The sequence below is a fragment of the Curtobacterium sp. MCPF17_002 genome (assembly GCF_003234115.2).
Taxonomy (GTDB): Bacteria; Actinomycetota; Actinomycetes; order Actinomycetales; family Microbacteriaceae; genus Curtobacterium.
This window is the reverse complement of the sequence record NZ_CP126251.1, coordinates 1,099,551-1,116,471: the sequence shown is the minus strand read 5'-3', so window position 1 is coordinate 1,116,471 and position 16,921 is coordinate 1,099,551. Positions and strand designations below refer to the sequence as shown.

The 16,921-nt window shown below is 70.7% G+C and carries 18 protein-coding genes and 1 tRNA gene; 10 read left to right on the top strand and 9 right to left on the bottom strand.

All coding sequences use genetic code 11. The annotated features are described in order from the left end of the window. Positions 1-52: 52 nt before the first annotated feature. The 3 genes from pepN (at position 53) to DEJ28_RS05340 (ending at position 4,298) form a co-directional block, all read left to right on the top strand. Positions 53-2,632, top strand: coding sequence for an aminopeptidase N (gene pepN / locus DEJ28_RS05350; protein ID WP_111115391.1), 2,580 nt, complete (start codon positions 53-55; stop codon positions 2,630-2,632). A gap of 77 nt (positions 2,633-2,709) precedes the next feature. Further along, positions 2,710-3,783, top strand: coding sequence for a mechanosensitive ion channel family protein (locus tag DEJ28_RS05345; protein ID WP_111115390.1), 1,074 nt, complete (start codon positions 2,710-2,712; stop codon positions 3,781-3,783). A 104-nt stretch (positions 3,784-3,887) separates the two neighbouring features. Then, positions 3,888-4,298 (top strand): globin, encoded by a 411-nt coding sequence (locus tag DEJ28_RS05340; protein ID WP_111115465.1) that lies wholly within the window; start codon positions 3,888-3,890, stop codon positions 4,296-4,298. 132 nt (positions 4,299-4,430) lie between these two features. Here DEJ28_RS05340 and DEJ28_RS05335 read toward each other — a convergent pair whose 3' ends face one another. Further along, positions 4,431-5,132 (bottom strand): DUF8185 domain-containing protein, encoded by a 702-nt coding sequence (locus DEJ28_RS05335; RefSeq protein WP_111115389.1) that lies wholly within the window; start codon positions 5,130-5,132, stop codon positions 4,431-4,433. 47 nt (positions 5,133-5,179) lie between these two features. Between DEJ28_RS05335 and DEJ28_RS05330 the strand changes: the two genes are divergently transcribed. Then, positions 5,180-6,037 (top strand): acyl-CoA thioesterase, encoded by an 858-nt coding sequence (locus DEJ28_RS05330; RefSeq protein WP_111115388.1) that lies wholly within the window; start codon positions 5,180-5,182, stop codon positions 6,035-6,037. A 34-nt stretch (positions 6,038-6,071) separates the two neighbouring features. On the opposite strand, the gene DEJ28_RS05325 is transcribed toward DEJ28_RS05330, so the two are convergent. Then, positions 6,072-6,527 (bottom strand): acyl-CoA thioesterase, encoded by a 456-nt coding sequence (locus DEJ28_RS05325; protein ID WP_258368033.1) that lies wholly within the window; start codon positions 6,525-6,527, stop codon positions 6,072-6,074. 29 nt (positions 6,528-6,556) lie between these two features. Beyond that, on the bottom strand, positions 6,557-8,242 hold the full coding sequence (gene ettA, locus DEJ28_RS05320) for an energy-dependent translational throttle protein EttA (protein ID WP_111115386.1): 1,686 nt from the start codon (positions 8,240-8,242) through the stop codon (positions 6,557-6,559). A gap of 133 nt (positions 8,243-8,375) precedes the next feature. Here ettA and DEJ28_RS05315 point away from each other — a divergent pair, with 133 nt between their 5' ends. Further along, positions 8,376-9,098 carry a hypothetical protein gene (locus DEJ28_RS05315; RefSeq protein WP_146248838.1) on the top strand — a complete coding sequence of 241 codons (723 nt, stop codon included), beginning with the start codon at positions 8,376-8,378 and terminating at the stop codon, positions 9,096-9,098. Positions 9,099-9,127: 29 nt separating this feature from the next. On the opposite strand, the gene DEJ28_RS05310 is transcribed toward DEJ28_RS05315, so the two are convergent. The 3 genes from DEJ28_RS05310 to msrA form a co-directional block, all read right to left on the bottom strand. Beyond that, a complete protein-coding gene (locus tag DEJ28_RS05310) occupies positions 9,128-9,829 on the bottom strand; it encodes a single-stranded DNA-binding protein (protein WP_111115384.1) in 702 nt (233 codons plus the stop codon). Positions 9,830-9,944: 115 nt separating this feature from the next. Further along, on the bottom strand, positions 9,945-10,148 hold the full coding sequence (locus tag DEJ28_RS05305) for a methyltransferase (protein WP_111115464.1): 204 nt from the start codon (positions 10,146-10,148) through the stop codon (positions 9,945-9,947). A gap of 38 nt (positions 10,149-10,186) precedes the next feature. Continuing rightward, on the bottom strand, positions 10,187-10,714 hold the full coding sequence (gene msrA, locus DEJ28_RS05300) for a peptide-methionine (S)-S-oxide reductase MsrA (protein ID WP_111115383.1): 528 nt from the start codon (positions 10,712-10,714) through the stop codon (positions 10,187-10,189). A gap of 162 nt (positions 10,715-10,876) precedes the next feature. On the opposite strand from msrA, the gene DEJ28_RS05295 reads away from it, so the two are divergent. Together DEJ28_RS05295 and DEJ28_RS05290 are read left to right on the top strand one after the other, a co-directional pair. After that, the gene (locus tag DEJ28_RS05295) at positions 10,877-11,143 is read left to right on the top strand and encodes a hypothetical protein (RefSeq protein WP_181433687.1); all 267 of its coding nucleotides are present in this window, start codon (positions 10,877-10,879) and stop codon (positions 11,141-11,143) included. A gap of 121 nt (positions 11,144-11,264) precedes the next feature. Beyond that, the gene (locus DEJ28_RS05290) at positions 11,265-12,620 is read left to right on the top strand and encodes a hypothetical protein (RefSeq protein WP_111115382.1); all 1,356 of its coding nucleotides are present in this window, start codon (positions 11,265-11,267) and stop codon (positions 12,618-12,620) included. A 127-nt stretch (positions 12,621-12,747) separates the two neighbouring features. Here the strand turns inward: DEJ28_RS05290 and DEJ28_RS05285 are convergent. Further along, positions 12,748-12,820 (bottom strand) — tRNA-Arg (locus tag DEJ28_RS05285). Positions 12,821-12,834: 14 nt separating this feature from the next. Then, positions 12,835-13,395 (bottom strand): P-loop NTPase family protein, encoded by a 561-nt coding sequence (locus DEJ28_RS05280; protein ID WP_111115381.1) that lies wholly within the window; start codon positions 13,393-13,395, stop codon positions 12,835-12,837. A 107-nt stretch (positions 13,396-13,502) separates the two neighbouring features. Between DEJ28_RS05280 and DEJ28_RS05275 the strand changes: the two genes are divergently transcribed. The 3 genes from DEJ28_RS05275 to DEJ28_RS05265 all read left to right on the top strand — a co-directional run bounded on the left by DEJ28_RS05275 (position 13,503) and on the right by DEJ28_RS05265 (position 16,698). Then, a complete protein-coding gene (locus DEJ28_RS05275) occupies positions 13,503-14,288 on the top strand; it encodes an acylneuraminate cytidylyltransferase family protein (protein WP_111115380.1) in 786 nt (261 codons plus the stop codon). Beyond that, a complete protein-coding gene (locus DEJ28_RS05270) occupies positions 14,285-15,157 on the top strand; it encodes an N-acetylneuraminate synthase family protein (protein WP_111115379.1) in 873 nt (290 codons plus the stop codon). Before DEJ28_RS05275 ends, DEJ28_RS05270 begins: the two co-directional genes overlap by 4 nt. Positions 15,158-15,273: 116 nt before the next feature. Further along, positions 15,274-16,698: a DUF6716 putative glycosyltransferase gene (locus DEJ28_RS05265; RefSeq protein WP_146248837.1), complete on the top strand. Its 1,425-nt coding sequence runs from the start codon at positions 15,274-15,276 to the stop codon at positions 16,696-16,698. On the opposite strand, the gene DEJ28_RS05260 is transcribed toward DEJ28_RS05265, so the two are convergent. After that, on the bottom strand, positions 16,642-16,914 hold the full coding sequence (locus DEJ28_RS05260; protein ID WP_349774945.1) for a thioredoxin family protein: 273 nt from the start codon (positions 16,912-16,914) through the stop codon (positions 16,642-16,644). The genes DEJ28_RS05265 and DEJ28_RS05260 overlap by 57 nt on opposite strands. Positions 16,915-16,921: the final 7 nt, after the last annotated feature.

Below are 16,921 nucleotides of genomic sequence, written 5' to 3'. Positions count from 1 at the left end.
CTCCCCCACGCGGACACCGATCGTCCGTGTCCCCAGCGAAGATGGAGCGTCCGTGCCCGGAGAGAACCTCACCCGAATCGAAGCCCAGGAACGTGCCGCGATCGTCGACGTGCAGACGTACGACGTCGAGCTCGACCTGACCCGCGGCGCCGAGACGTTCGGCAGCACCACACGCGTGCGCTTCACCGCGACGCCCGGCGCCTCGACCTTCATCGACGCGATCACGAAGACCGTGCACGCGATCACGCTGAACGGCACGGCGCTCGACGTCGCGGCGGTCAACGACGGCGTCCGCATCCAGCTCGACGGGCTGCAGGAGCAGAACGAGCTCGTCGTCGTCGCCGACGCGCTCTACACGAACACGGGCGAGGGCCTGCACCGCTTCGTGGACCCCGTCGACGACGAGGTCTACCTGTACTCCCAGTTCGAGGTCCCCGACTCGCGCCGCATGTTCGCGGTGTTCGAGCAGCCCGACCTCAAGGCCGAGTTCAGCTTCACCGTGACGGCGCCGTCGCGCTGGCAGGTCGTCTCGAACTCCCCCACACCCGAGCCGCACGTCGACGGCGACCTCGCCACGTGGTCGTTCGCCCCCACCGCGAAGATCTCCAGCTACATCACCGCGCTCGTGGCCGGCCCGTACGAGGTCGTGCGCGACGAGCTGACGAGCCGTGACGGACGGACCATCCCGCTCGGGGTGTTCGCCCGCAAGTCGCTCGCCGAGTACCTCGACCCCGAGTACGTCTTCGACATCACGAAGAAGGGCTTCGCCTACTACGAGGAGAAGTTCGACGTCGCGTACCCGTTCGAGAAGTACGACCAGTTGTTCGTGCCGGAGTTCAACGCCGGCGCGATGGAGAACGCCGGCGCGGTGACCTTCACCGAGACGTACGTCTTCCGGTCGAAGGTCACGGACGCCATCAAGGAGCGCCGGGTCGTCACGATCCTGCACGAGCTCGCGCACATGTGGTTCGGCGACCTCGTCACGATGAAGTGGTGGAACGACCTCTGGCTCAACGAGTCCTTCGCCGAGTGGGCCTCCACGATCGCCACGGCCGAGGCCACCGAGTGGACCGAGGCGTGGACCACGTTCCAGGCGATGGAGAAGTCCTGGGCCTACCGCCAGGACCAGCTGCCCTCGACGCACCCGATCGTCGCGACGATCAACGACCTCGAGGACGTCCAGGTCAACTTCGACGGCATCACCTACGCGAAGGGCGGCTCGGTCCTCAAGCAGCTCGTGGCATGGGTGGGCTTCGGCGCGTTCTTCGCCGGTGTCTCCGCGTACTTCAAGAAGCACCACCACTCGAACACCGAGCTCCGTGACCTGCTGGTCGAGCTCGAGGCGACGAGCGGCCGTGACCTCTCCGACTGGTCGAAGCTGTGGCTCGAGACCGCCGGTGTGAACACGCTCCGCCCGGAGATCGAGGTCGACGAGTCCGGCGTCATCACGTCGTTCGCCGTCCTGCAGGAAGCCCCGGCCGACCACCCGACGCTGCGCCCGCACCGTCTGGCGATCGGCGTCTACGCGTTCACGACCGACGCGGACGCCCCGTTCGGCGCGGACACCGCGTCCTCCGGCGGCAAGCTCGAGCGCGCGCACCGTGTCGAGATCGACGTCGACGGCCCCCGGACCGAGGTCCCCGAGCTCGTCGGTGTGCACCGCGGCGACCTCGTGCTCCTCAACGACGACGACCTGGCGTACGCCAAGATCCGTCTCGACGAGCACTCCCGGCGCACCGCAATCGAGCACCTCGCCTCGATCGCGAACCCGCTCGCCCGCTCCATCGTGTGGGGCGCGATGTGGGACGCCACCCGCGACGCCGAGTCCCCCGCGAGCGACTACGTCCGCCTCGTGCTCGGCAACATCGCGACCGAGACCGAGTCGACGACCATCCGGACGACGCTCTCGCAGCTGCTCCTGACGTCGCGCAACTACGTGGCCCCGGCGAAGGCGGACGCCACCGTCCGCACGGTGGGCGAGACGCTCTGGCAGCTCGCGAGCTCGGCCGAGGCCGGGTCCGACGCGCAGTTCCAGTTCGTGAAGTTCTTCGCCCAGGTCGCGTCGACGCCCGAGCACATCGCCACGCTCGCCGGGCTGCGCGACGGCTCGGTGACGCTCAGCGGGCTCGAGATCGACACGGACCTCCGCTGGGAGCTGCTCGAGGGCCTCGTGCTCGCGGGTGCCGCGACCGGCACCGACGTCGACACCGAACTCGCCGCGGACAAGACCGCGTCGGGCGAGCAGGCGGCAGCGCGTGCCCGTGCGACCATCCCCACGGCCGAGGGCAAGCTCGCCGCGTTCTCGTCGCTCGTCGACTCCTCGGAGCTGCCGAACGCGATCGTGCGGCAGACCACGATCGGCTACCAGCACGTGAACAGCCCGGTCGTGCTCGAGGGCCTCGTGCCGAAGTACTTCGAGGTGCTCACCCGCATCTGGGCCGAGCGCAGCTACCACATCGCCGACACCATCGTCACGGGCCTCTACCCGGCGCCGCTCGCGTCGGTCGAACTCCGGGACGCGGCGCTCGCGTGGCTCGAGGCGCACCCGGAGACCCCGGCGCTCCGTCGCATCGTGTCCGAGGGCCTGGCCGGCACCGAACGTGCCCTCCGGGTGCAGGCGGCCGACGCCTGAGCCCCGGATGACCATCGGCGGGGTCCCGGCGTTCCTCCAGGGACGCCGAGGCCCCGCCCTTTAGCATCGACCGGATCATGATCTTGGTTGCAGCCCCGTCCCCGACCCCGACCGATGCCGCCCAGGCCGTCACGCAGACGTTCGGTGAGTTCGTCGACACCTGGCACGTCCCGATCACGATCGTCATCACGGTCCTCGCCGCGATCGTGCTGCGGGTCATCCTGCGGCACTCGATCAAGGGCGTCGTCGACCGGGTGGTGAACGGTGTGAAGAAGCGTCAGGGCGCGACGGACACCCAGGCCCTGATCGCCTCGCCGATCCAGACCGCTCGGGTCGTCCAGCGCACCCGGACCCTCGGCAGCGTGCTCGAGAACCTCGCGACGGTGATCGTCGTCGTGCTCGCACTCGTCGTGATCATCCCGCTGGTGATCCCGAACGCCGCGGTCGGCATCGTCGGCGGGGCCTCCCTCGTCGCGGCCGGCTTGGCCGTCGGCGCGCAGAGCATCGTGCGCGACCTGCTGTCCGGCATCTTCATGATCCTCGAGGACCAGGCCGGCGTCGGCGACGTCGTCGACACCGGACAGGCGACCGGCGTGGTCGAGAACGTCGGGCTGCGCGTCATGCAGATCCGCGACGTGAACGGCATCCTCTGGTTCGTCCCGAACGGCCAGATCCTCCGTGTCGGGAACCTGTCCCAAGGCTGGTCCCGCGTCCTCGTCGACATCACCGTGCCCTACGACACCGACATCGACGCCGTGCAGGACGCGCTGCTGAAGGCGGCGGTCGCGATGTCGCAGGAGCCCCGGTGGCGCCAACGCATCGTCGAGAAGCCGGAGATCTGGGGGCTGCAGTCCATCTCCGACACCGGCATGGTGTTCCGGCTCGTCGTGAAGACCAGGGCCTCCGAACTCGACGTCGTCGGCCGTGAGCTCCGCCTGCGGCTGAAGCGCTCCGTCGACGAGATCGGGGTGACCCTGCCCGCGATGGCGATGATCATGCCCGAGGGATGGGAGAACGCCACGTCGATCAACGGCCTGCGGACCGTCCGAACCCAGCCGACGCCGGCACCGACGAAGCCCCGCCGCCGGAAGAACATCCTCGGTCAGCCCATCCGGAGCGACGACCACGACGCCGGGAAGGACCCGCAGTGACCGACCCCACCCCATCCGCCGGCAGCGGCGTGCCCGCAGCCAGCAGCGGCGTGCCCGCAGCCGGCAGCGTGCCCGCACCCGGCGGCGGCGTGCCCGCGCAGCCGATCACGCTCCGGGTCGGTGAGCACGGCGTCTCCGCGACCGGCTCGCTGTACGACCGCATCGGCGGCGCACCCACGTTCGACCGGCTCGTCCGCCGCTTCTACGAGGGCGTCCAGCAGGACGACGTCATCTGGCCGATGTACCCGGCCGAGGACCTCGAGGGCGCGATCTGGCGGCTCTCCGCCTTCCTCCAGCAGTACTGGGGCGGCCCGGGCACCTACAGCGAGGAGCGCGGGCACCCCCGGCTCCGCATGCGCCACATGCCGTTCCGCGTCACGCCCGAGGCGCGCGAACGCTGGCTGCACCACATGCGCGAGGCCGTCGAGTCGCTCGGCCTCGCGCCGCTCGACGAGGCCGAGCTCTGGGCCTACCTCGACCGCGCAGCCCACGCGATGACCAACTCCTTCGACTGACGGACGTCCGGCTCACGTCGTCGACGTGACCAGTCGACGGCCTGGAGGCGCGGGGCGGCGCCGCCCCGCGCCTCCAGGCCGCCTTCCGGTCGCGTCAGCGGACGTTCCGTCCGTCGGCTCCGGACGACGGCGCTACGGGTTGAGGGTCCAGGCGCGACGCTTGACGAGGACGTGGCCGCGCGACGTCGTCAGACGGCTCCACGGACCGGTCTCGAACAACCGGACCGGGTCGTGCCCGAGGAACCCGAGGCTCTCCCCCGCGAACCCGGCGCCGGCCGGAACGTGCTCGATGCCCGCGACCGGACGGCCCCACACCTCGGACCGGACCTTGCGGACGATCGCCTCGCCCGCGTTCGTCGGGACGGCGTCGGCGACCTCCGCGATGCCGTCACGGGTCGCCCGGCGGAGGAGCTCCGGCGAGATGTCCGGCAGCGGCACCCATCCGCCACGGGGCGGGGAGATCGCCGCCCACGTGACGGTGTGGACCTCGTGCGGGAGCTCCACCTCGATCGGGGTCGCGCGCGTCGGATCGGCGCCCTCATCGCGTTCGGCATCCTGCGTCTCGGCCAGCAGCCGCAGCCGCTCCTGCAGCGAGGCCAGCGGCACGACGGCATCGATCGTGGCGGGCTCCGTCAGCGAGAACGTGCGGAGGCCGAGCACGGTCGGGAGCTCGTCGAGCAGACCGAGCGGGTAGAGGATCGCCGTGTAGACCGCGAGGACCCCGGAGTCGGCGATGAGGCGGACGGAACCGTCCTCGATGCGGGCGGCCCGTCCGAGGTAGGTGCGGAGGTCCCCGAGGGAGGCTGCGTCGGGAAGCGTGAAGGAGGTGCCCATGTCACCACGGATCCTACCGACGCCGACTGTGTTCGTAGACTGCCGGTGTGAACGGTGAACCGGACTTCCTGCGGACCCTCCGACTCGAGGACACGGGTGCGAGCACCGGCGAGACGATCCTCACCGGGGCGAGCCACTGGTCGCCCGGAGGCCGCGTGTTCGGCGGCCAGGTCCTCGCCCAGTGCATCGTCGCCGCCCAGGCCACCATCGAGGACCGCAACATCCACTCGATGCACGGGTACTTCCTCCGCCCCGGGGACATCGACCTGCCCATCACCTTCGCCGTCGAACGCATCCACGACGGCCGCTCCTTCGCCGCCCGACGCGTGCAGGCGTACCAGCGCGGCGTCCCGATCTTCTCGATGATCGCCTCGTTCCAGCGACCGGACACCGGGGCTGAACACCAGGACCCCTTCCCGGTCGACACCCCGTCGCCGGAGTCCCTGCCGTCGGCCGCGTCGATCCTGTCCGCGATCGACCACCCCGTCGCCCGGGCGTGGGCCGAACGCTCGATCGACCTCCGGCACGTGGAGGGACCGGTCTTCGTGGACGTCCAGGGCGAGCACATCCCGCACCAGGCCGTGTGGTTCCGCGTCGACGGGGACCTGCCGGAGGACCCCGCCCTGCACCGCGCGATCCTCGGGTACGCGAGCGACCTGTCGATCCTCGAACCGATCATGCGTCGGCACGGGGTCGCCTGGGGCACGCCGGGCCTGAAGAGCGCGAGCCTCGACCACGCGATGTGGTGGCACCGCGACGGCCGGGCGGACGAGTGGATCCTGTACACGCAGGAGTCCCCGAGCGCGCAGGGCGGTCGGGGACTCGCGTTCGGGCGGATGTTCTCCGAGGACGGCCGGTTGCTGGCGTCGGTCGCGCAGGAGGGGATGATGCGCTTCCCGCGCTGATGTCGGTCAGGGGCTGCCCGTCAGGGGCGGGCCGTCAGGGGCGGGAGAACTGCACTGCCGGCTCGGTGTACCGCGCGCACGCTTCCCGCTCGGCCTCGGTGAGCCGCCGCGGGCGGTTGCTCGCCGCGTCCACCATCACGAGCGCCGTCGTCGCCCGCGTGTAGAGGACCGCGGGGTCGTGGCCGACGGGCGAGTACACCTCGTACGAGACGTCGATGCTCGCCCCACCGATCCGCCCGATCCACATCTGGATGTCGAGCGGCTGCCGGAAGTACGGGATCGACGCCAGGTACTCGAGGCGCTGCGCCGCGATGACCGTCATCGTGCCCGAACCCGGGCGGCCGTCGATGATCGGCTCCGGGATGGACCCGTCGGACTCGAGCTCCTCAGGATCGGGGCCCCAGAACCCCACGATGCGCGCCTCTTCGAGGAGGCGCAGCATCGCGGAGTTGTTGACGTGACCGTACGCGTCGATGTCGCTCCAGCGCATGCGGATCGGAGCGTGCAGTCGTGCCATCGTCAGTCGCGGGTGAGCTTGCGGTACGTCGCCCGACCGGGCTTCGCAGCGTCGGCCCCGAGGCGCTCGACCTTGTTCTCCTCGTAGGCCTCGAAGTTGCCCTCGAACCAGTACCAGTTGGGGGTGCCGTCCTCGTTCAGGCCCTCCCACGAGAGGATGTGCGTCGCGATGCGGTCGAGGAACCACCGGTCGTGCGTGATGACCACGGCACAGCCGGGGTACTCGAGCAGCGCGTTCTCGAGGCTGCCGAGGGTCTCGACGTCCAGGTCGTTCGTCGGCTCGTCGAGGAGCAGCAGGTTGCCGCCCTGCTTGAGCGTCAGCGCCAGGTTGAGACGGTTGCGCTCACCACCGGACAGGATGCCGGCACGCTTCTGCTGGTCCGGGCCCTTGAAGCCGAACTGCGACACGTACGCGCGGGACGGGATCTCGGTCTTGCCCACCTGGATGTAGTCGAGTCCGTCGGACACGACCTCCCACAGGTTCTTGTTCGGGTCGATGCCGCCACGGCTCTGGTCGACGTAGGAGATGTCGACCGTCTCACCGATCTTCAGCGTGCCGCCGTCGAGGGGTTCGAGCCCGACGATCGTCTTGAAGAGAGTCGTCTTGCCGACGCCGTTCGGGCCGATCACGCCGACGATGCCGTTCCGGGGCAGCGTGAACGAGAGGTCGTCGATGAGGACACGCTCGCCGAACTGCTTGTGCAGCTTCTCGGCGTCGATGACCTGTGAGCCGAGACGCGGGCCCACGGGGATCACGATCTCCTCGAAGTCGAGCTTGCGCGTGCGCTCGGCCTCGGTGACCATCTCCTCGTAGCGGGCGAGGCGGGCCTTCGACTTCGCCTGCCGGCCCTTGGTGTTGCTGCGGACCCAGTCGAGCTCCGACGACAGACGCTTCGCGAGCTTGGCGTCCTTCTTGCCCTGGACCTCGAGTCGGGCGCGCTTCTTCTCGAGGTAGGTCGAGTAGTTGCCCTCGTACGGGTAGAGACGACCGCGGTCGACCTCGGCGATCCACTGCGCGACGTGGTCGAGGAAGTACCGGTCGTGGGTCACGGCCAGGACGGCGCCGTGGTACTGCTGCAGGTGCTGCTCGAGCCACTGCACGCTCTCGGCGTCGAGGTGGTTGGTGGGCTCGTCGAGGAGGAGCAGGTCGGGCTTCTGGAGCAGGAGCTTGCAGAGCGCGACGCGGCGCTTCTCACCACCGGAGAGGTGCGTGACGAGTTCGTCCCCCGGGGGGCACTGGAGCGCGGCCATCGCCTGCTCGAGTTGCGAGTCGAGGTCCCACGCGTCGGCCGCGTCGATCTCTTCCTGCAGCGTCCCCATCTCGGCGAGGAGCGCGTCGAAGTCGGCGTCCGGCTCGGCCATCAGCGCGGAGATCTCGTTGAAGCGCACGACCTTGCCGTGGATCTCGCCCACGCCTTCCTGCACGTTCTCGAGGACGGTCTTCGACTCGTCGAGCTCCGGCTCCTGCATGAGGATGCCGACGCTGAAACCCGGGGTGAGCTTCGCCTCGCCGTTGGACGGCTGGTCGAGACCCGCCATGATCTTCAGGATCGTCGACTTGCCGGCGCCGTTCGGTCCGACGACGCCGATCTTGGCGCCGGGGAGGAACGACATCGTGACGTCGTCGAGGATCAGCTTGTCGCCGACCGCCTTGCGGGCGCGGACCATCTGGTAGATGTACTCAGCCATATCCCCCTGAGTCTACTGAAGGTGTCCCCTCGTCGGAACGCGCAAGGGGGTGTTGCACTCGCGTACTTCGACGTACCGTGGCCTGGCCCTCCACCAGGGCCTCGTCGTCCACACCGAGATCAGGATCAGGGACATGCCCAGAACACGCTTGCACCGGCTCGCACTCCCCTTCGTCGGCGCGATCGCACTCGCGGTCGGCCTCGTCGTCCCCACGGGCGCCACGGCGTCCGCATCCACCGTCGCCCCGCACGGCACGCCGCTCGTCGAGTACACGGCGAACATCACCGAGGGCGGCGCGGGCACGGGCTACTCGTCGTACATCAACGTGCACGACGCCTACAACAACGCCTTCTCGGTCGGGATCCAGTCCGACAAGGGATCGACGGTCAGCAAGGGCGCTCCGCGGTTCATCTGGGAGCGCGTGCAGAACGGCAAGTTCTCGTACGGCTACCTCGGTCCGGCCACCCACAACGTGACGCCCGTCGGGCTCCGCTTCTACCCGAACAGCGTCGGGACGTTCTTCGCGAACGGCCACACGATCGCCGCGGTCGGGCTGAACCTGAAGGGTCGGCTCTTCTTCAACGTCGAGGGCAACGGCCGTCTGAACGGCGACGTCGTCCACTCGTCGATGCGTGACGTGAAGATCACCGTGCGGAACAAGCCGGGCGTGAGCGGGCTGCAGGGCACCTGGAACCCGAACTTCTCGTTCCACGGGCTGAAGGCGCGGCAGACGAACTCGCCGGCGGTCCAGGGCGCGACCTTCTGGGTGGACGGCCGGGTCAGCGGGCTGCCGAAGGGCGGCAACTGGGACACCACCGAGGTCGCGGGCATCGCGATGATCACGCAGCGCTGGTGACCGTCCGGGGCTGACCCGGCGCCGACCCATCAGGCCGCCGCCTGGTCGCCCACGGCGGGGGCCGTCGGTACCGGCAGCGCGCCGCCGTGGTCCTCGGGTACACCGTCCTCGTCGGTGGGGGTCCCGAGGTCGACGCCCCAGTGGTCGTCGTCGTGCTCATGGTCGTGGTCGGCGTGGTCGGCGTGGTCGGCGTGGTCGTCGTGGTCGTGGTCGGCGTGGTCGTCGTGGTCGCGGCCGTCGTCGTGGTCGTCCGCCCCGACGATCGCCGGCGGTGTCCCCGTCCCGGTGATGCCGTGCACCTCTCCGGTACGGAGGTCGACGGTGTTCACCCGGCCCTGGGACGAGCCCGGGGCCGCGGCCGACTCAGAGGAGTGCCTCGGCACGCGGATCCAGTTGCTGATCCCCCACGCCAGGTCGTGGCCGAGGCCCTCGGCGTCGATCTCGATCGAGGTGCCGCCCCTGCCGTCACGCTCCCACGTGCGGATGCGGACCCGCCCGGTGACGACGATGCGGTCGCCCTTCTTGACGGACTTGTGGACGTTGGCGGCCAGGGTGCGGAACGCGGTGACGCTGTACCAGTTGGTCGCCCCGTTGGTCCAGGTCGACGTCGCACGGTCCCAGCGTCGCGATGGCGAGGCGAGACGCATGCTCGTGATGGCGATGCCGGTGTCGGTGACGAGGTGGCGCGGCTCGGTGGCGATGATCCCGCAGACGGTGATGGTGTCGTTCATGGGTCGATCGTGGATGAGCCCCGGGGCGCGCAAGCGCCCCGGGGCTCGATCTGTGACTGGATGTCTCGACGAGGCGGGCTGTGGAGGAGAAGTCCCCCGTGCCTCCAGGCCGTGACTAGTGCGCGCGGAACTCCGGCCGGTCGGCCAACGGACCGAGCGCGGCGTGGACCGCGCCCTTCGCGGACGCGAGCGACGGGTACGTCCCGCCGGAGCCGCTCCGGCCGTAGAGCTCGACGCGGAAGCCGCCGTCGGCGCGGTGGATGCTGCCCACCGCTCCTGCCGGTCCGACCGCGACCCAGGTCCCGGTGTTGTTCGTCATCGTTTCGACCACCTCCTTGTGGCCCCGACGCCCGAGTCTCAGGACGCCAGGATGTACTGACTGTAGGCCTTGCGGACCTTGTTCACCTTGGGCAGCGCCACCGCGAGGCAGTAGCCCTGTCCGGGGTTCTTCGCGAAGAAGTCCTGGTGGTACTCCTCCGCACGGTAGAACGTACTGAGTGGCTCGATCGTCGTCACGATGCCGCCGTCCCAGATGTCGGAAGCACGCTCGATCGCGTGCTCGAACAGCGCCCGCTGCTCGTCGTCGGCGGGGAACATCGCCGAGCGGTACGGGGTGCCGACATCGGCGCCCTGGCGGTTCAGCTGGCGCGGGTCGTGCAGCGTGAAGAACACGTCGAGGATCACGTCGGCCGGGATCACCGATTCGTCGAACGTGACCGCGACGGCCTCGGCGTGCCCGGTCGTGCCGGTGCAGACCAGTTCGTACGAGGGGCTCTCCACCCCGCCGCCGACGTAGCCGGACACCACGTCCTGAACGCCCTGCAGCGTTCGGTACACGGCGTCGAGACACCAGAAACACCCACCTGCGAGCACGAACGTCGTCATGGCAGCAACCTACCTCCCCGGGCTCGGAACGCGCCTCGTGGGGGCTTCTTCCTCCACAGCCGGGCTCCGGCGCACGGCCCTCCACAGTCGCCACCGTCCGCCCCGACGTGTCGGTGGTCGCCCGTACCGTCGACACCACACCGACCACCAGGAGGCACCACGATGCAGACGACGACCGAACCCGCACTGCGGATCCGCACCGTCCCCGTCGCACGCGCGCGCGGTGACCTCCGCATCCTCGACGTCCGCGACGACCTCAGCCGGGTGACGCGGGCGAACGGCGAGATCGTCGGCTACGTGGACCGTGTCGACGTCGCGGGCGGCACCGCGTACCGCGCCCGACGGTACGTCTCGACCGAACGCCGGTTCGTCGACCTCCCGAACGTGTGGTCCGCGGACGACGCCGTGGACTGCCTCCGCTGGGGGTGACCCTGGATCGTCGACCCCGCAGGACCGCATGATGTTCCACATTGGAATCATGTCCGGTCAGGTGAACGGAACGCCGTTCGGCCTCCCCGATGCCTGACCGTTTCGTGAGTAAGGTGCGCGCATGGACTGGTGGAACGACCTGACCGACTGGATCGCCTCGGACGACGGCTGGCGAGTGATCTCCGGCGCGATCATCCCCTTCGTCGCGATCATCGTGGCGGGGATCATCGCTGCCCTGATCGGCCGCGGAGCCACCAAGCGCGTCGTCTCGATGCAGGAGCGCGAGGCCCGCAACGCCGCCGTCGCCGGCATCGTGTCGGCAGCACGGAAGGCCGCTGCCTGGGGTTCGCTCGGGCACGACGAGCGTGCCTACGCCGACCACCTCGCCGAGGACTCCGACATCCGGCTCCGCCTGCTCCCGGTCACGGGGGCGCCGCTCGCCGCGAACTGGACGCAGCACGAGATCGCCGACATCAAGAAGAACTCGTCGACGTTCAGCTTCCAGGCCGAACAGTCCCTCGCCGAGTTCCGGGAGCGCCTGCTGGAGTGGCAGGCCCGCCCGAGCAAGGCCCGCAAGCTGTTCAAGAGCGACCTCGAGCGCTGGAAGTTCGACTCCCCCGACCCGGACGCCGAGCTCATCACCCGGCAGCAGGACTGGAACGCCGACCAGGCCAGTGGTGCGCGCACCGCAGACAGTTCAGCGGCGACGACCCCGGCTCCGGTCGCCGAGCGTCCCACCCCGACGACGACGTCCCTCCGTCCGGCAGCGCAGCGACCTGGAGGCACGCCCTCCTCCGCGACGTCGGCTTCGTCCGGCGCGGGCTCGACTTCGTCCGCCTCGGCTCCGTCCGCCTCGGCTCCGTCCGCCTCGGCTCCGTCCGGCGCAGGTTCCGCCGCGTCGTCCGCGGCTGGCGCCGCATCCGCACCCGCGGGAGCCGCTGCTGCGCAGGCGGCACGGTCTGGCTTCTCCGTGACCCGCGGCGGCTCGACCTCGGCCGACCAGAACGCCACCACCCCCATCTCGGACGAGAACGCGAACGCGACCACGCCGATCTCGAGCGCGAACACGACTCGGGCGTACGGCGACGGCGCAACGCGCTCCTACGGCGACGCGGCCGGTGCGCCGGTGCGCCCGACGCTCGGCTCGCCGACCTCGGCGAAGGACACCGACAACGCCGACGCGGTGGACGACACCCGCTCCGCCGGCAGCGCTTCCGCCTCGGGCCCTCGGTCGGGCTCGGCCGCGCCGTCTCCGGTCGCGACGCCGACCTCGGCCGACGCCCACGTCAACCGCTCCTCGGACGGTGACGGCGGCGGATCGGACGCGCCCCGGACGCCGAACACGACCTCGGTGCCGACCCGGATCACGGACGCTCCCGCCGAGCCGGCCGACGCGAACGAGACCTCGGAAGCGCCGTACACGCAGCCGATCAGTGCGAGCGAACTCCGGCGTCGTGCCGCGAATGACGACGAGTGACGGCACGACCGTCTGACTGCCGGACCGTCTGACTGCCAGATCGTCTGACCGTCTGACTGCCGGGCCGCCTGCCGGTCTCCAGCACGAACGAAGGCCGCCGTCCACGAGGACGGCGGCCTTCGACGTGTGCCCCCGGCAGGAATCGAACCCGCGACACGGTGGGTAGAAACCACCTGCTCTATCCACTGAGCTACGGAGGCGAACGGCCCCGATTCTATCCGCGGCCCCGGCCGAGGTGCTCCACGAACCGATCGACCTCCCGCTGCGAGCGGAGGTGCACGATGCGGAGGTGCGGAGCCTCCCGGACGAGCGACGGGATCCGGCGCCGGGTGGTGTTCCGGGTGCTGATCCCCCAGCGGAGGATGTGCTCCGGGTCGGTGAAGAACGTCCACAGTGACGGCTCGACGTTCCCGTTCCACAGCTCGATCCGCCGGAACCGTCGACGGAGGGTCCGGCGGACGAGGCGCCAGAGCGCGACGACGTTCGGCAGGTCGATCCAGACGAGGGTGTCCGCCCGCTCGGCGAGGAGCGCCCGCACAGAGGTGTACTGCCACTCCGTGACCCACGCGGGCGCGCTCGTGTACGCCTCGACGTCCGAGACGAAGGACTCCCGCGGCTCCCATCCGGGGCCGTGGTACAGCGCGTCGATCTCGGTGTGCGGGAGCCCGAGCACGGCTCCGATGCGGGCTGCCGTCGTGGTCTTGCCGACCCCGGTCGTGCCTGCGACGAGCACGCGGCGAGGGGTCGGATCGAGCGGGTCGTCGGCTCCGAGCATCCGTCGACCATAACGCTCACGCCGCGCGGAGGGGGTTCCGGAACGGTTCGGCACGCGTCTGCCTGGCGTTCGCTTCCGGGTCACCGGCGCTTCGTAGCGTCCCGGTCATGCGCTCCTCCGGTCACGTCGTCGCGGTCATCCCGGCGCGTGCGGGGTCGAAGGGCATCCCCGGCAAGAACCTCCACGCCGTCGCCGGCCGTTCCCTCGTCCGCCGAGCCGTGGAGACAGCACGCGACGCGGTGACGATCGACGCCGTCGTCGTCTCCACCGACGGCGACGCGATCGCAGCCGAAGCCCGTGCATCCGGCGCCCGGGTGGTCCGCCGTCCCGCTGCACTCGCGGGCGACGAGGCGTCGTCGGAGTCGGCGGTGCTGCACGTCCTCGACGAGCTGGCGGCCGCGGGCGAGGAGCCCGAGGTCGTCGTCTTCCTGCAGGCCACGTCGCCGTTCATCGACCCGGTGGACCTCGACGCCGCGGTCACGCGGGTGCAGGACGGGCGCGCGGACTCGGTCTTCGCGGCCGCCGCCTCGCACGCGTTCCTCTGGCGGATCGGCGACGACGGTGCGGCCCGCGCCGTGAACCACGACGCAGCGGTGCGCCCGCGGCGGCAGGACCGCGAGCCGGAGTTCCGCGAGACCGGCGCCTTCACGGTCTTCCGGACGTCCGGGTTCCGGCAGTACCGGCACCGGTTCCACGGGCGGGTGGAGCTCGTGGTCGTCGACGGCCGCGGCGCGATCGACATCGACGACCCGTCGGACCTCGCGCTCGCCGCCGCGCTCGCGCCGCAGCTCGACCGGCCCGACCGGCACGACCGGCACGACCGAGACCAGCACCAGCACGACCCCCGGGCGGCAACCGTGCCGCTCGTCCCCGCACCGAACGGAGCACCATGACCGTCAGCATCGGCACGTCCACCATCGGCGCCGGCCACCCCGCGTACCTCATCGGCGAGATCGGCCTCAACCACAACGGCGACGTCGACATCGCGAAGCGACTCATCGACGTCGCGGCGGACGCCGGGCTGCAGGCCGTGAAGTTCCAGAAGCGCACGCCGGCGATCTCGACCCCGGAGCACATGAAGTCGACGCAGCGGAGCACCCCGTGGGGTGAGATGACCTACCTGGAGTACCGCTACCGGGTCGAGTTCGACCGTGATCAGTACATCGAGATCGGCGACCACGCGACCCTCCGCGGACTGGACTGGTTCGCGTCCCCGTGGGATGAGCCGTCGGTCGACTTCCTCGAGGACCTGGCGGTCGTCGCGTACAAGATCGCCTCCGCGTCGGTGACCGACCTCGGCTTGCTCGCTGCGGTGGCCGCGACCGGCAAGCCCGTGATCCTGTCGACCGGCATGTCCACGCTCGAGCAGATCGACCGCGCCGTCGAGGTGCTCGGCACCGGCCGCCTGGTGCTCATGCACGCCACGTCGACGTACCCGCTCCCCGCGGAGGAGGCGAACCTCCGCATGATCGACACCCTCGCGAACCGCTACGCCGGGGTGCCGGTCGGGTACTCGGGTCACGAGCCCGGGCTGCAGATCTCGATCGCCGCCGTCGCGCTCGGGGCCACGGCGGTCGAGCGGCACATCACCCTCGACCGCACGATGTGGGGCTCCGACCACGCGGCATCCCTCGAACCGCACGGGCTGCAGACGCTCGCGCGCGACGTCCGCATCATCGAGACCGCGCTCGGCGACGGGGTCAAGCGGATCTTCCCGGGCGAGCGAGCGCCGCTCGCGAAGCTGCGCCGCGTCGGCGCGTGACCGGCAGCACAGGAGACGTGACGGGCCCCGCCCTGGACGGTTCCGGTGACGGGGGCGAGGCGACAGGCGGACGGGAGGCGCGCCTCCAGTCCGGTGCGTCACCACGCGTCCGACGCGTGGTCGGCCTGGTCGACACCGACTCGTTCGCGAAGTGGGGCGCGCACCTGCTCGCCACCGCACCCACTCACTGGCGCCTCGAACTGTGGACCGTCGCGACGCCCCGGTCGGCCAGCCGGGGACAGCTCCGGTCCGCGTTCCGCGGACTCGACGAGCGGTTGGCGCACCTCGCCACGGCTCCGCCGGAGCCGCTCGACGTCGACACGATCGTCGAGCAGCTGCGGCAGGATCCGCCGGATGCGGTCCTGGTGTCGTTGATCGGACCGGTCGCGGAACTCGTCATCGACGAGGTGCACCGTCGGGTCCCGCGGCGACCGGTGCTCGTGACGGGGCTGCCGGGCATCTCGTTCCCCGCGAAGTGGAAGGGTGTCTTCTTCCGCGCTCGCGCCGACCTGTTCGTGCTGCACAGCCACCGTGAGGTGCGCGCCTACGAGGAACTCGCCCGGGAGGGCGGTGTCGAACCGCACTTCACGCTCGCCACGCTGCCCTTCGCCCGGCCGGCTCCCGCGGCAGTGGGTGCTGGCACTGGCGCTGGCGCTCGTGCTCGTGCTGGCGCTCGGGCTCGCGTGCGCGACTCCGTCGTCTTCGCGGCGCAGCCGAGCGTGCCCGCGGAGCGAGCGGACCGTGCACGCGTCGTCGGTTGGCTGGTGGAGACCGCGCTGCGGCATCCGGAGTGGCGTGTCGTGATCAAGGGGCGTGCCGGGGCCGGCGAGCACCAGACGCACCGGGAGCAGCACCCGTACCCGGCACTCGTGCCGGCGGACGCTCCCGCGAACCTGGTCGTCGAGAGCGGACCGATGGCCGATCACCTCGAGCGCGCGGTCGCCCTCGTGACGATCAGCTCGACGGCGGTCCTCGAGGCCGCGGCCCGCGGCGTGCCGGCACTCACCCTCACGGACTTCGGCACCGGGCGGCAGCTCATCAACGAGGTGTTCGTCGGCAGCGGGCTCGAGGGTGACGCGATCGACCTGGTGGAGGGACGGTTCGGGACGGTGCGGCCGGAGTGGATGCACGACAACCACTTCCACCCCGACGCCGAGAACGACTGGGCGGGGCGCGTCGATGCGCTCATGGCAGAGCGCGATGCGGGCACGCTCGTCGACCGTCCGGCTGCCCGCCGGAGCCGCGGTGGGGAGCTCCGGCGTGCGTGGGAACGGAAGAACGCGCTCGGTCCTGGCGACCGCAGTGCGCTCGGGGCCGTCGCGACGGTGATCGGCGCGCCGGTGCGGGCCGTGAAGCGCGTCGGGCGTCAGGTCGTCCGGCTGGTGCGGCCGACGGAGACACCGGTGCTGCTGGCGCCGACGAACCAGCGCGGCGCGGGCGCGGGCGCTGGCGCTGGCGCTGGCGCTGGATCTGGCTCTGGGGCGTCAGATCGCCTTGGCGATCGCGAGCAGGAGCTGGTCGCGGGTGGGGACCCCCGGTGAACGGAAGACCTCGGCACCGTCGTCCCGACGCACGATGATCGTGGGGGTCGACCGGATGCCGAGGTCCTCTGCCCGGTCCGGGTGGTTCGCGACGTCGCGCTCGGTCACGTGCAGCCCGGGGACGAGCGTCGACGCCTCGGCCGAGACCCGGCGGGCGGCGGCACACGGCGCGCAGAACGCGGAGGTCCAGAGGTCGAGCTGCATGTGATCGTGCAACGCGGCG